Source organism: Mesorhizobium sp. WSM4808, assembly GCF_055811675.1.
Genome location: NZ_JBVVQX010000026.1, coordinates 1 through 13,357, shown reverse-complemented (window position 1 = coordinate 13,357; position 13,357 = coordinate 1). Strand labels below are relative to the sequence as shown.

Here is a 13,357-nt window from a genome sequence, read left to right as displayed (position 1 = left end):
GCGCCAACTTTGGCAAAAGACCGCCTCCAATAGCTCAAATCCCGATTTGAAATTTCCGCCAACTGCCGACAAGATACAGCGGAAATTATCGTGCCGATCATCCAGGCCAGAGAGGCTCTCATGTCCGAAATCGCCCATCTCGCCGCCACCATCTTCAAACGCGCCGGCAAGGCAAACCGCTTCATCGTCGCCATTGCCGGTCCACCAGGCTCCGGCAAGTCGACGCTGTCGGCAAGGCTGCATGAACTGCTGCCCGAAGGCGCGGCTGAGGTCGTGCCGATGGACGGCTTCCACTATGACGACGCCGTGCTCGAGCGGCGCGGCCTGCGCGCGCGCAAGGGCGCGCCGGAAACCTTCGACTTTGCCGGGTTTGAGGCCCTGCTGAAGCGTATCCGGGCCGGCGAACCCGACATCGCCATCCCGGTCTTCGACCGCAGCATGGAACTGTCGCGCGCCGCCGCCTCGATCGTCGCCACGCAAACCAAGTTCATCCTGGTCGAGGGCAACTATCTGCTGCTCGACGAAGAGCCGTGGTCGCGGCTGGCGCCGCTGTTCGATTTCTCGATCTTCGTCGACGTGCCGCGCAACGAACTTGAGCGCCGGCTGATGGAGCGCTGGCACGGACATGGCCGCTCCGATGAAGATGCGCGCGCCTGGATCGCGTCCAACGACCTGCCCAACATCGAGCGCGTGCTGGCGCGGCGCCGGGCTGCCGATCTGGTGATCGGCCTTTCCGCTTGATTCGACGGATTGCGCAAGGGGAACCTTAAGACTTTCAGGCCGTTATCCCGACACGGCAATTGTGCCAGAAGAGGGATTCGGTCCAATGGCAACCAAGGCAAGAAAGCCCGCGCCCGCCAAGGGCAAGGCGACCCAATCCAAGGCCGGCGCCGGCCCGGCGATGACAGCCCGTTCGAAGGACGCCAAGCCGGCCTTCGGCAAGGCAGCGCCGAAGAAAGTGGTGCCGACCGCAGCGAAAGCCGCGCCGAAAGCCGCAAAGCCGAAGAAGCCCGCGAGTTCCAGCGACTCCCTGAGCGGCAGTGCGATGCGCACGGCCAAGGCGACGGCCAACGTCGCTGCCGGCGCGGTCATGGTCGCCGCCCGAGGTGCTGCGTCGCTCGCCGCTTCCGTCATGGGCAAAGGCGGTTCGAAGGCCAAAGCGAAGGCGAAATAGCCGCGCTTCGGAGGCTGGCTATCCCTTGGCCGGGATGGTCAGGCCTTTCTGCACCGCTGGCCGCGCCAGGCCGCGCTCCAGCCAGGTCGAGACATTGGCGAAATCGTCAAAGCCGACGAGTTCGCGGGCTTCGTAGAAGCCGATCAGGTTGCGCACCCAGCCGAGCAGCGAGATGTCGGCGATGGTGTAGTCATTGCCCATGATCCACTTGCGCCCCTTCAGCCTGCCGTCGAGCACACCGAGCAGTCGCTTTGACTCGTCGCGATAACGCTCCAGCGGGCGTTTGTCGGCGATCTCGCGACCGGCGAATTTGTGGAAGAAGCCGACCTGGCCGAACATCGGCCCGACCGAAGCCATCTGGAAGAACACCCACTGGATGGTCTCGTAGCGGCGCGCGGCGTCCACGGGCATAAGCAGGCCGGTCTTTTCAGCGAGGTAGAGCAGGATGGCGCCGGATTCGAACAGGCCGATCGGCTTGCCGTCCGGACCGTTCGGATCGATGATCGCCGGTATCTTGCCGTTGGGGTTGAGCGACAGGAATTCCGGTGTCCAGCTTTCGTTCTTGCCGATGTTGACCAGATGCGGCTCATAGGGCAGGCCGAGCTCCTCCAGGGCGATCGATATCTTCACGCCGTTCGGCGTTGTCGCCGAATAGAGCTGGACCTGGTCCGGATGCTTGGCCGGCCAACGCGTTGCGATCGGAAAGGCGGACAGGTCTGCCATGGAAACTCCTGAATGGGGTTCGCGCCGAGCGGCGCGGTTTTGGCGGGTCGGCCAAGGATTAGACGCGGCGCACGGCACGATCAATATGGCGGTGAAGGGTTTCGTCGTGCACGAACAGTCAACGAAATGGTCTGCCTGGGGCAGATCGCGCGCCCTTAGATCAGACGGCCTTGTTCAGACGGCCTTGAAGGCCAGCACGGCATTGGTGCCGCCGAACGCGAAGCCGTTGCTGATCGCGGCGCGCACCTTGCGCTCGCGCGGCACGTTCGGCGTGACGTCGAGGTCGCAATCGGGATCGGCCTCTCGAAAATTGGCCGTCGGCGGCACGATGCCTTCGCGGATCGCCATCACGCAGGCGATCATCTCCAGCGCCCCCGATGCTCCGAGGCAATGAGCGTGCATCGACTTGGTCGACGACACCGAAAGCTTGTAGGCATGGTCGCCGAAGACGCGCTTGATCGCTGCCGTCTCGATCTGGTCGTTGGCCTTGGTGCCGGTGCCATGGGCGTTGAGGTAGTCGACATCCTCGGGATTGAAGCCTGCATCGGCCAGGCAGGCGCGCATGGCCGCTGTCGGCCCTTCGACGGTCGGCGCGACAATGTCGGAGGCATCGGCGGAGAGGCCGGCGCCGGCGACCTCAGCAAGGATGGTGGCGCCGCGCGCCATGGCATGCTCGTAGGTTTCCAGGACCGCCATGCCGGCCCCCTCGCCGAGCGACAGGCCCTGGCGATCCGCCGAGAATGGCCGGCAGGTATCGGGCGCCAGCACGCGCAATGCTTCCCAGCCCTTCAGGATGCCCCAGACCAGCGGCGCATCGGTGCCGCCGGCGACCATCACATCGGCCCGGCCAAGCCTGATCTGGTCGACGGCCGAGGCAATGGCGTGGTTGGAGGAGGAGCAGGCAGAGGTGACGCCGAAGACCGGCCCGCGCAGGCCCAGATTCATGCTGACATGGCCGGAGGCCGCGCTTGGCATGACCTTTGGCACGGTGAAGATACCGGCGCGGTTCTTGCCCTCGACCAAAATGGCGCGATAGCTCTCTTCGATCGCCTCCCAGCCGCAGACGCCGACACCGACGACGGTGCCCATCCGATAGGTGGTGGTGTTCTCGTTCGAAACCAGGCCGGACTGCTGCATGGCTTCCCTGGCTGCGATGGTCGCCAGCAGGCTGAAGCGGTCCATCGACACGGTCTGCTTGCGGTCGATTCCGTGATCGGGAAGCGCCTTGATTTCGCAGCCGACCTTGACCTTCAAATCATGCAACTGGGGGCTTGTGATCTGGCCGATGGCCGAGCGGCCGGCGCGCATCTCGTTCCAGATCGCGGGCGCGCTGGTGCCGAGCCCGCAAATGCCGCCCATGCCGGTGATGACAACGCGCTGCCGCATTCAGTTCAGGCTTTTTTCGCGATCAGCGCGCGCACAGCTTCGACCATGTCGCCGACGTTCTTCAGATTGCTCCAGGCGTCGACCGTGTTCATCTCGATCTCGATGCCATACTCTTCCTCAAGATCGAAGATAATCTCCGTCAGCTCGAGCGAATGGATGCCAAGCGAGGTCAATTCGGTGGTGGTGGTGATTTCTTCGCCGCCCGGCTCGGCATGAGCCTTGATCTTCGCGATGATATCCGTTGCCAGCTGGTCGGCCATTCGGTTCCTTCCCCACTATCTCGACGTTTCCCGACGCCAACTGAGCAGCGCCCCTTTTTCTCCTGGTATCAAGCCGCCGTCGTCGTTTAATACCCCCGCCAAGCGCAGCATGACCGTACCAAGGTGGTTCCCTCTATAGAAACCGAAACGTTGTCAAGCAACAAGCTATATCGAACTCCATATCGACAAAGCCGACGGAGTGCTTAACGTGCAGGCATGGATATGGGCGAACCTAGCGGCGAACATGACGGGATTTCGACGCAGCGCGTTGCAGGCGTCGCGCGGCTTTCCTGCGCGCTCAGTGAGGGCCGCACGCGCCTGCGGCGCCTCTATCAGGACGGCGCCGCCAAGATAAGAATGCCGGCCGTCTCGACCGATCCGCTCGAAGCGGTACTGATCAACACCGCCGGCGGGATGACCGGCGGCGACCGTATCGCCTGGGAGGTGGATGTCGGCGCGGCCGCTTCGGCATCGATCACCACCCAGGCCTGCGAGAAGATCTACCGGGCGGCATCCAACCGTGCCGAAGTGCGAGTCAATTTGTCGGTCGGCGAAAATGGCCGGATCGCCTGGCTGCCGCAAGAAACCATCGTCTTCGACCGGGCGGCCTTTGCCCGCACGCTCGACGTCGAGCTTGCCGTCGGCGCCGAGGCGCTGGTGCTGGAAGCCGCCGTCTTCGGCCGCCTGGCGATGGGCGAACGCGCCACGCAGGGCGACTTCCATGACCGCTGGCGTGTGCGCCAGGATGGCGCCCTCATTCATGCCGAGGATTTCCGCATCGGACCCGATATCGCCGCCACGCTCGACCGCCCGGCGGTTGCCGGCGGCGCGATTGCGGTGGCGACGCTGCTTCTGGTGTCGCCACGCGCCGAGGCCCTGCTCGACCGGGTTCTGGAGATCGTCGGCGACCACGGCGGCGCCAGCGTCTGGAGCGTGAAGAAATCTGGCAAGCTTCTTGCGAGGCTCTACGCCGGGGACGGCTACCGGCTGCGCCAGCGGCTGGTTCCACTCGTCGAATTGCTTAACGGAAGGGCGGGGTTGCCCAAATTATGGTCACTATAGGCCTGTCTCTACCAATCCAGGGAAACGCATGAACCTGACGCCGAGGGAAAAGGACAAGCTGCTGATCGCCATGGCGGCGATCGTGGCGCGCAAGCGGCTCGAACGCGGCGTCAAGCTCAACCATCCGGAAGCGATCGCGCTGATCACCGACTTCGTCGTCGAAGGCGCCCGCGACGGCCGTCCGGTCGCCGAACTGATGGAAGCCGGCGCTCATGTCGTCAGCCGCGTGCAAGTCATGGAAGGCATCGCCGAGATGATCCATGACGTGCAGGTCGAGGCGACTTTTCCCGACGGCACCAAGCTGGTGACCGTGCACGAACCGATCCGTTGAGAAGGACAGGATGCTGGAGCTGCGTCCCAACTGCGAATGCTGCGACAAGGACCTGCCGCCGGAGGCGACGGATGCGCTGATCTGCACCTTCGAGTGCACCTTTTGCGCCGGATGCGTGGAACAGGTGTTGGGCGGCATCTGCCCCAATTGCGGCGGTGGTTTTTCGGCGCGGCCGATCCGCCCGCCAGCGATGCTGAAGAAATATCCGGCGTCGAGCAGACGCGTTCTCAAGGCTGAAGGCTGCGGTCCCAGCAAGGCGGCGTAAACACCAGACCGAGCAAAACGAAAGGCAAATAGAATGATCCCTGCCAAACGCCTCTGCCTGTCGGCGATCCTGCTGCTGGCCGCTGCCATGCCGGCCTATGCTCATGTCGGCATCGGCACGGCCTCCTCCTTCACGGCCGGCTTCATGCACCCGCTTTCCGGGCTCGATCACATGACGGTGATGGTCGCGGTCGGGCTGTGGGCGGCGCTCAAGGGCGGCAAGGCGGTTCTTGCCTGGCCGGCGGCCTTTGTCGGCGTCATGCTGGTCGGCGGCGCGCTGGGCATGCTGCACATGCCGCTGCCCTTCGTCGAACCGGGCATACTGGCATCGGTCGTGACGCTCGGGCTGCTGGTGGCGCTGGCGATCGATCTGCCGGTCTCGGCCGGGGTCGCCATCATCGGCCTGTTCGCACTTTTCCACGGCCACGCGCATGGCACCGAGGTGCCGGAGAATGCCGGCGGGCTTGAATACATGGCCGGCTTTGCCATCGCCACGCTGTTGCTGCATGCCGCCGGCATCGCTGCCGGTCTCAGTCTCGGCATCCGGTTCCGTGGAGTGGCCCGTGCTGCCGGTGCCGCCTGCGCGGCGATCGGCATCGGTCTCGCCTTCGGCATCGTGTGAGGGTGACCATGATCCCCGGTGAAATCATCACGGTGAGCGGCGACATCGAGCTCAACAAGGGCCTGCCGACCGTCACCCTGAAAGTCGCCAACAGCGGCGACCGGCCGGTCCAGGTCGGCAGCCACTACCATTTCTTCGAGACCAATGAGGGGCTGAAATTCGACCGCGAGCGCGCCAGGGGCATGCGTCTCGACATTGCCGCAGGCACGGCCACGCGTTTCGAGCCGGGCCAGGAGCGCGACGTCACGCTGGTGCCGCTCGGCGGCAAGCGCGAGATCTACGGATTTCAGCAGAAGGTGATGGGCAAGCTGTGAGATCTTCCAGCGCGCTCAGCTCAGTTCGATGGCTTGGCCGCGGCGTAGATGACGACCTTCCCGGGATCATCGAATTCGACGGCGAGGACATCCTGCGCCTGCACGCGCCGCGATTCGATGGCGTTGAACAGCAGCGCGTTGGCCTCGATCTCCTTGCGCAGCTCCGTGATGTCGTCTTGATGCTGCTTGACCTTGCTTTCGATCTCCGGCGGCGGGCCGCCTTCGCTGCGCGCGGCGTCGGTGAGGAACACGATGTCGACCTTGTCGAGCTTGGACGTCTTGCGCACCGTACCGATGTTTTCACGCGTGCGGTCGATCGCCGTGTTGACGCTGCGGGCCTCAGCGGTGGCCTTGGCCTCTTCCTGCTTGACCTGCGAGCCGACGATGCGGTTGACGGTCTCCGTGCTTTCGAGCCCTTGCGCCTTCAATCCGGCAACAGGACCGGCCACCGCCAGGAACGCCATGGCGGCGATTGCCCGCATTCCGGTCGAGAAAGAATTGGTCGCCATCGCTCGCTCCTGAGAGAAATCGTTTCGGGACGCGGGTTAGCGCGAAAAGAACAAAACGAATGCCGCCCGGCGAAGGTTCCTTTCCCGATGCGGCCGGCCGGCCGGATGCCGGCCCGCCGTGCCGTGGCGTCAGCTCGCCTTCTTGGTGATCAGGGTCAGTGCGCCATTGGGTTCCATACTGGCCGCGACCACCTGCGCAGAGGTCATTCCCTTCGCCTCCAGCGCCGACTTCACCTTGGGTGTGGCATCGATCGAGCTGCGCAGTTTCTTCAAGCCGTCATCGCCGCGCTGGGCGATCACCTGGTTGACCTGCGTCTGGGTGTCCTTTGGCAACTCGGTGATGTCGACGATGTTGACGCTTTGGATCGTCGGCACCGCAGGCTGAGCCTGGGGCGTGGCTGGAGCAGGCGTTGCCGGCGCCGGAGCAGGCTGTGGCGCGGGTTGCTGCTGGGCACTGGCGGCGCCCGCCAGCATCAGGCTGGCTGCGGCGGCAAGAATTATCGTTTTGCGCATGGATTTTCCTTTCCATCGATTGGCAAACGGTCGGTCTGGGGTGACCCCCTAACCTCAACCGCCAAATGGGATCAGAAGGTGTCGCCCAGCGGGTCATTGCGTGACCATAGGATGGCAGCAATGTGCAGCACCGCTTCAATCCAACCGCATTTCAGGAGCAATCGCTGATGGCCAGAATTACCCGCGCCGCCTATGCGCAGATGTATGGCCCGACGGTCGGCGACAAAGTGCGCCTTGCCGACACCGAACTGTTCATCGAGGTCGAGAAGGATCTCACCACCCATGGCGAAGAGGTGAAATTCGGCGGCGGCAAGGTGATCCGCGACGGCATGGGCCAGAGCCAGGTTTCCAGAGCCCGGGGCGCCGTCGACACGGTGATCACCAACGCACTGGTGATCGATGCCAGCGCCGGCATCTTCAAGGCCGATATCGGGCTTCGCGACGGCCGTATCGCGGCCATCGGCAAGGCCGGCAATCCGGACACCCAGGATGGCGTCACCATCATCATCGGTCCCGGCACCGAGATCATCGCCGGCGAAGGCAAGATCCTGACGGCAGGCGGCTTCGATGCGCATATCCACTTCATCTGCCCGCAGCAGATCGAAGAGGCACTGATGTCAGGCATCACCACCATGCTCGGCGGCGGTACCGGCCCGGCGCATGGCACGCTGGCGACGACCTGCACGCCGGGGCCATGGCACATGGCCCGCATGATCCAGTCCTTCGATGCCTTCCCGATGAACATCGGCCTGTCGGGCAAGGGCAATGCTTCGCTGCCCGCAGCACTCGAGGAGATGGTGCTGGGCGGCGCTTGCTCGCTGAAGCTGCACGAAGACTGGGGCACGACGCCGGCGGCCATCGACTGCTGCCTGTCGGTCGCCGACGACTACGACGTGCAGGTGATGATCCACACCGACACGCTGAACGAATCCGGCTTTGTCGAGAACACGGTCGCGGCGATCAAGGGCCGCACCATCCACGCCTTCCACACCGAGGGCGCCGGCGGCGGCCACGCGCCTGACATCATCAAGGTCTGCGGCCTGCCCAACGTCATCCCGTCCTCGACCAACCCGACGCGGCCCTACACGGTCAACACCCTGGCCGAGCATCTGGACATGCTGATGGTCTGCCATCATTTGTCGCCGTCGATCCCCGAAGACATCGCCTTTGCCGAAAGCCGCATCCGCAAGGAGACCATCGCGGCCGAAGACATCTTGCACGACATCGGCGCCTTCTCGATCATCTCGTCGGACAGCCAGGCCATGGGCCGCGTCGGCGAAGTCGCGATCCGCACCTGGCAGACCGCCGACAAGATGAAGCGCCAGCGCGGCTCGCTGCCGCAGGAGACCGGCAACAACGACAATTTCCGCGTCCGCCGCTACATCGCCAAATACACGATCAACCCGGCCATCGCGCATGGGCTGTCGAAAGACATCGGCTCGATCGCGGTCGGCAAGCGCGCCGACCTGGTGCTGTGGAACCCGGCCTTCTTCGGCGTCAAGCCGGACATGGTGCTGATCGGCGGCATGATCGCCGCAGCACCCATGGGCGACCCCAACGCCTCGATCCCGACGCCGCAGCCGATGCACTACCGGCCGATGTTCGGCGCCTATGGCAAGGCCAGGACAAACTCGTCGGTGACCTTCGTTTCGAAAGCCGCGCTCGAGTCAGGCCTGCATGGCAGGCTTGGCGTCGACAAGCAGTTCGTCGCCGTCGAGAACACCCGCGGCGGCATCGGCAAGCATTCGATGGTGCTCAACGACGCCACGCCGCATGTCGAGGTCGATCCGGAAACCTACGAGGTGCGTGCCGACGGCGAGCTTTTGACCTGCGAGCCGGCGACGGTGCTGCCGATGGCGCAGAGATACTTTCTGTTCTGAAGCGGCGATTCGACCGGGCGAGTATTATCCGTTGCAGCCCTTGGTGGGAGGCAGCAATATGCGGCCGACCAACAGTTGCATTGTGATCGAGCATGGCCACCGAAATCGCTTCCGCCCACGACATTTTCCCCCATATCCGCATCGTCATGGGCATGGTGATCGGGCTTGGCGTCGCCCGCCTGCTGTCGGGGGTGGCGCGCATCGTCCAGCATCCCGGCCAGTACAAGCTCTATCCCGTGCATCTGGCCTGGGTCGTCTCGGTGCTCCTGATGCTGGTGCATTTCTGGTGGTGGGAGTTCGGCCTCTACGCCATCGAAACCTGGACCTTCGGCAAATATTTGTTCATCATCTTCTACGCGATCACGCTGTTCCTGCTGTGCGCGCTTTTGTTTCCCGATTCGATGCTGGACTACACCAGCTACGAGGATTTCTTCTATTCGCGCCGTGCGTGGTTCTTCGGTCTGCTGGCTGCGACCTACCTGCTCGACGTGATCGACACGCTGCTGAAAGGGCCGGAGCATTTCGCCCGCTTCGGCAGCGAGTATCTGTTCCGCACGCCGGTCTTCGTTGCGCTGTGTATCGTCGCGATCCTGGTGCGCGACCGCCGCTTCCACATCGCCTTCGTCACGGCGGCGCTTATCTACCAGATATCGTTCATCCTGCGGCTCTTCGACACCATCGTCTGAACGAACGCGATGGTCTAGCCTGTTGGGGAAAGGCAGGGTTCGACATGTACAAGGCCGTCGGATCGCGCGGATCCCGGGTCAGCCGCGCGTCAACGCCTATTTCGACCGCGTGCTGGCACGGCCCGCCCGTGCACGGGCGCAAGCAAATGGGGGATCCATGAAATGAAGCTCAACCTCAACACCGACTTCACCAAATTCCCGCGGGCCGTCTCCGTACTGTCCGCCGGCAATGCCGGAACCACCCTACCGTTGGGCCGGGCCATTCTCGCCCATGACGAGCGGCATCTGCGCCGCCGCGCCATCGAGCTTGCCGACGGCAGCAAGGTGCTGGTCGACCTGCCCGAACCCGTCGCCTTGAACGATGGCGACCGGCTGGTGCTGGAGGATGGCGGCCATGTCGAGATCATCGCGGCGCCGGAAGAGGTTTATGACATCCGCGCTCGTGATACCGTGCATCAGGCCGAGCTCGCCTGGCATATCGGCAACCGCCATCTCGCAGCAAGCATCGAGGCCGGGCGCATCCTCATCCTGCGCGACCATGTTATCAAGGCGATGCTGGAGGGGCTGGGCGCCACGGTGGCCGACGTTTCCGAACCGTTCAAGCCGGTGCGCGGCGCCTATTCCGGGCATGGTGGGCCAAGCCACGATCACGGCCATGCGCATGCGCATAGCCACGCCGAAGCGCACAGCCATTCTCATGACGAAGCGCATTCCCATTCGCACAGTCACGCCGGCCATCACCACGATCATGACTGACCAGCCTTCGAACATCGCCCTGCTGCGGCTGATGGCGTGGCTGTCGCCTGCCTTTCCGGTCGGCGGCTTTTCCTACAGCCATGGTCTCGAGCGCGCGGTGCATGACGGGCTGGTTGCCGATGCCGGGAGCCTGACCGGCTGGCTGGAAACGCTTGTCGAGATCGGTTCGGGCTGGAACGACGCCGTGCTGTTCGCCGAGAGCTGGCGCCGGGCACGCGGCACCGGTGATCTCGACGAAATAGCGGCACTTGCCGAGGCGCTCGCCGGCTCGCGCGAACGCCATACCGAGACCATGCTGCAGGGTGCGGCCTTCCTCAAAGCGGCGGCGGCCTGGCCTAATCCGGTGCTGGCGCGCCTGCCGGCCGAATGCGCCTATTGCGTCGCCGTCGGCGCCATTGCCGGCGGCAATTCAATCGCCCTTCAGGACGCGCTGTCCGCCTTCCTGCAGGCCTTCTTCTCCAACCTTGTGCAGGCCGCGATCCGGCTTGGCATCGTCGGCCAGAGCGGCGCGACCAAGTTGTTAGCCGGCTTCGAGCCGCTGGCCCTGGCGACCGCAAGCCGCGCCGCGCGCGCGACACTGGATGATCTCGGCGGCTGCGCCTTCGTCTCCGATATCATGGCGATGAAGCATGAAACCCAGTATTCGCGACTGTTCCGCTCATGATTTTTCTCGCCTTCTCGCTATCCCTTGTTCTGCTGCTGATCACCACGCTGCATGTCTATTGGGGCCTTGGCGGCATCTGGCCGGGCCAGGATGCGGCCTCCTGCGCTCGCGCCGTGGTCGGCTTTCGCGGCGTCGATGATATGCCGACGCCGTTCGCCAGTTTCGCCGTTGCCGCGTGCCTGTGCCTGGCGACACTGTGGCCGCTGGCGCTGGAAGGCGTCTTTGCTTCACCCTTCCCAAAGCAGGGGCTCGCCGCCACTTCGCTGCTCATCGGCCTGGTGTTCCTGGGTCGCGGCATAGCCGGCTTCACGCCATGGTGGCAGCGGCTGGCGCCGGAACAGCCTTTCGCGCGGCTCGATGTCCGCTATTATTCGCCGCTCTGCCTGTTGATCGGGCTCGGCTTTGCCATCCTCGCCATCACGGAGTTTCCGACATGACACAGACAAATGGCCCGCTGCGCATCGGCATTGGCGGCCCGGTCGGTTCGGGCAAGACGACGCTGACCGAAAAACTGTGCAAGGCGTTGCGCGACGAGTTTTCCATCGCCGTCGTCACCAACGACATCTACACCAAGGAAGACGCCATGATGCTGGCGCGGCTGCAGGCACTGCCCGAGGACCGCATCATGGGTGTCGAGACCGGCGGCTGCCCGCACACCGCCATCCGCGAGGATGCGTCGATCAATCTGCAGGCAATCGCCGAGATGAACCGAAAGTTTCCGGATCTCGACATCGTCTTCATCGAATCCGGCGGCGACAATCTTGCCGCGACCTTCTCGCCCGACCTCGCCGACCTGACGCTCTATGTCATCTCGGTTTGCCAGGGCGAGGAGATTCCGCGCAAGGGCGGGCCGGCGATCACCCGCTCCGATTTCCTGGTGATCAACAAGAGCGATCTTGCTCCTTACGTGAACGTCAACCTCGATGTCATGGAGAGCGACGCCGGCCGCATGCGCGGAAGACGGCCGTTTGGCTTCACCGACCTGTCGCGCGGCAAGGGGCTGCAGGAGGTGATCGATTTCATCATCGAGCATGGCGGTCTGCGGACCGGCGCTGCCGCTGCCAGCACGGCGGCGTGAGACAGCTATCCCTGCACCAACCAAAACCGGTTGCGGGGAGCGACTGGCCACGGCATTCTTGCCGAAACCGGAGGATTTTAGGATGAGCATCGCCCGCCTGCAAAAGGAAATGCTGACCAACCTGCCCTTCTATGAGGAGCGCGTCGATCTCGCCTGCGCCTTCCGCTGGACGGCACGGCTCAATATGCACGAGGCGGTCGCCAATCATTTCTCGCTGGCCGTCAATGACGACGGCACACAGTTCCTGATGAACCCCAACCAGGTGCATTTCTCGCGCATCAAGGCGAGCGACCTTCTGATGATCGATGCCAACGACCCAGAAACGCTCTCCGGCCCCAATGCGCCCGACCCGACGGCGTGGGGACTGCATGGCGCCATCCATCGCAATGTGCGCCACGCGCGCTGTGTCATGCATGTCCATTCGATCCACGCCACGGTGCTGGCATCGCTCGCTGACTCGACACTGCCGCCGATCGACCAGAATTCGGCGATGTTCTTCAATCGCCATGTCGTGGACGCGCATTATGGCGGGCTGGCCTTCGAGGAGGAGGGCGAGCGCTGCTCGCAGCTTCTCGTCGATCCCAAGGTCAAGGTGATGGTGATGGGCAATCACGGCGTGCTGGTCATCGGCGACACGGTCGCCGATGCCTTCAACCGCATGTTCTATTTCGAACGCGCCGCCGAGACCTACATCAAGGCGCTGTGGACCGGCCGCCCGCTGCGCACGCTTTCCGATGCGATCGCCGAAAAGGCCGCGAGCGAGATGGACGACTATCCCGGCCAGGCCGAACGCCATCTCAGCGAGTTGAAGGCGATCCTCGACGAGCAGGAACCGGCCTACCGGAATTGAGGACCCTTCTCCCCGTCACTATACGGGGAGAAGGTGCCGGCAGGCGGATGAGGGGCGGCGCAAGCCCCGAAAGTGTGGGACGAACCAAAACTCGGCCTGACCGTGATCTCAATACGCCATGGAAAGCGCCTTCATTGTCAATCGCGGCGCCGCCCCTCATTGCCCTGCCGGGCATTTCTCCCCGTATAGTGACGGGGAGAAAGACGTTGTTGTCCGAACCGGATAGATAGGTAACAGAATGGACTGATTAGATGGGTGACAGTTTTCTTGTCCGCCGGGAGGACC

The 13,357-nt window shown here is 63.9% G+C and carries 19 protein-coding genes; 14 read left to right on the top strand and 5 right to left on the bottom strand.

The features are described 5' to 3' along the window. Positions 1-120: 120 nt before the first annotated feature. Positions 121-741 carry a nucleoside triphosphate hydrolase gene (locus AC0L2U_RS30805; protein ID WP_473603172.1) on the top strand — a complete coding sequence of 207 codons (621 nt, stop codon included), beginning with the start codon at positions 121-123 and terminating at the stop codon, positions 739-741. 85 nt (positions 742-826) lie between these two features. Further along, entirely contained in the window at positions 827-1,174 is a 348-nt protein-coding gene (locus AC0L2U_RS30800) for a hypothetical protein (protein WP_127267260.1), read from the top strand. Between the two features lie 18 nt (positions 1,175-1,192). Here AC0L2U_RS30800 and AC0L2U_RS30795 read toward each other — a convergent pair whose 3' ends face one another. From AC0L2U_RS30795 to AC0L2U_RS30785, 3 genes are all read right to left on the bottom strand, one after another. After that, positions 1,193-1,897, bottom strand: coding sequence for a glutathione S-transferase family protein (locus AC0L2U_RS30795; protein WP_473603171.1), 705 nt, complete (start codon positions 1,895-1,897; stop codon positions 1,193-1,195). Between the two features lie 174 nt (positions 1,898-2,071). Next, positions 2,072-3,283 carry a beta-ketoacyl-[acyl-carrier-protein] synthase family protein gene (locus tag AC0L2U_RS30790; protein WP_473603170.1) on the bottom strand — a complete coding sequence of 404 codons (1,212 nt, stop codon included), beginning with the start codon at positions 3,281-3,283 and terminating at the stop codon, positions 2,072-2,074. Positions 3,284-3,288: 5 nt separating this feature from the next. Next, entirely contained in the window at positions 3,289-3,543 is a 255-nt protein-coding gene (locus AC0L2U_RS30785) for an acyl carrier protein (RefSeq protein ID WP_013528393.1), read from the bottom strand. A gap of 222 nt (positions 3,544-3,765) precedes the next feature. Between AC0L2U_RS30785 and AC0L2U_RS30780 the strand changes: the two genes are divergently transcribed. From AC0L2U_RS30780 to AC0L2U_RS30760, 5 genes are read left to right on the top strand one after another with little or no spacing between them, the layout of a single operon-like run. Beyond that, entirely contained in the window at positions 3,766-4,605 is an 840-nt protein-coding gene (locus tag AC0L2U_RS30780) for an urease accessory protein UreD (protein WP_473603169.1), read from the top strand. A gap of 28 nt (positions 4,606-4,633) precedes the next feature. After that, positions 4,634-4,936 (top strand): urease subunit gamma, encoded by a 303-nt coding sequence (locus AC0L2U_RS30775; protein WP_473603168.1) that lies wholly within the window; start codon positions 4,634-4,636, stop codon positions 4,934-4,936. 10 nt (positions 4,937-4,946) lie between these two features. Continuing rightward, positions 4,947-5,201 (top strand): DUF1272 domain-containing protein, encoded by a 255-nt coding sequence (locus AC0L2U_RS30770; protein ID WP_127269527.1) that lies wholly within the window; start codon positions 4,947-4,949, stop codon positions 5,199-5,201. Positions 5,202-5,234: 33 nt separating this feature from the next. Continuing rightward, a complete protein-coding gene (locus AC0L2U_RS30765; RefSeq protein ID WP_127808315.1) occupies positions 5,235-5,822 on the top strand; it encodes a HupE/UreJ family protein in 588 nt (195 codons plus the stop codon). A gap of 8 nt (positions 5,823-5,830) precedes the next feature. Further along, positions 5,831-6,136 (top strand): urease subunit beta, encoded by a 306-nt coding sequence (locus tag AC0L2U_RS30760; RefSeq protein ID WP_128289906.1) that lies wholly within the window; start codon positions 5,831-5,833, stop codon positions 6,134-6,136. Positions 6,137-6,156: 20 nt separating this feature from the next. On the opposite strand, the gene AC0L2U_RS30755 is transcribed toward AC0L2U_RS30760, so the two are convergent. Together AC0L2U_RS30755 and AC0L2U_RS30750 are read right to left on the bottom strand one after the other, a co-directional pair. Continuing rightward, complete coding sequence (locus AC0L2U_RS30755) at positions 6,157-6,645, bottom strand: hypothetical protein (protein ID WP_473603167.1); 489 nt, start codon at positions 6,643-6,645, stop codon at positions 6,157-6,159. Positions 6,646-6,774: 129 nt separating this feature from the next. Continuing rightward, on the bottom strand, positions 6,775-7,158 hold the full coding sequence (locus AC0L2U_RS30750; protein ID WP_127383078.1) for a hypothetical protein: 384 nt from the start codon (positions 7,156-7,158) through the stop codon (positions 6,775-6,777). 167 nt (positions 7,159-7,325) lie between these two features. Here AC0L2U_RS30750 and ureC point away from each other — a divergent pair, with 167 nt between their 5' ends. The 7 genes from ureC (at position 7,326) to AC0L2U_RS30715 (ending at position 13,072) form a co-directional block, all read left to right on the top strand. Beyond that, positions 7,326-9,038, top strand: a complete 1,713-nt coding sequence (ureC, locus tag AC0L2U_RS30745; RefSeq protein WP_473603166.1) for an urease subunit alpha — start codon at positions 7,326-7,328, stop codon at positions 9,036-9,038. Positions 9,039-9,130: 92 nt separating this feature from the next. After that, positions 9,131-9,724 carry a hypothetical protein gene (locus AC0L2U_RS30740; protein WP_127318240.1) on the top strand — a complete coding sequence of 198 codons (594 nt, stop codon included), beginning with the start codon at positions 9,131-9,133 and terminating at the stop codon, positions 9,722-9,724. Positions 9,725-9,886: 162 nt separating this feature from the next. Next, complete coding sequence (gene ureE, locus AC0L2U_RS30735; RefSeq protein ID WP_473603165.1) at positions 9,887-10,480, top strand: urease accessory protein UreE; 594 nt, start codon at positions 9,887-9,889, stop codon at positions 10,478-10,480. Next, positions 10,473-11,144, top strand: a complete 672-nt coding sequence (locus AC0L2U_RS30730; protein ID WP_473603184.1) for an urease accessory protein UreF — start codon at positions 10,473-10,475, stop codon at positions 11,142-11,144. Before ureE ends, AC0L2U_RS30730 begins: the two co-directional genes overlap by 8 nt. After that, positions 11,141-11,581: a DUF3995 domain-containing protein gene (locus AC0L2U_RS30725; protein WP_473603164.1), complete on the top strand. Its 441-nt coding sequence runs from the start codon at positions 11,141-11,143 to the stop codon at positions 11,579-11,581. The genes AC0L2U_RS30730 and AC0L2U_RS30725 overlap by 4 nt, the downstream gene beginning before the upstream one ends. Further along, positions 11,578-12,222 (top strand): urease accessory protein UreG, encoded by a 645-nt coding sequence (ureG, locus tag AC0L2U_RS30720; RefSeq protein WP_473603163.1) that lies wholly within the window; start codon positions 11,578-11,580, stop codon positions 12,220-12,222. Before AC0L2U_RS30725 ends, ureG begins: the two co-directional genes overlap by 4 nt. Positions 12,223-12,304: 82 nt before the next feature. Next, complete coding sequence (locus tag AC0L2U_RS30715) at positions 12,305-13,072, top strand: class II aldolase and adducin N-terminal domain-containing protein (protein WP_473603162.1); 768 nt, start codon at positions 12,305-12,307, stop codon at positions 13,070-13,072. Positions 13,073-13,357 lie beyond the last annotated feature (285 nt).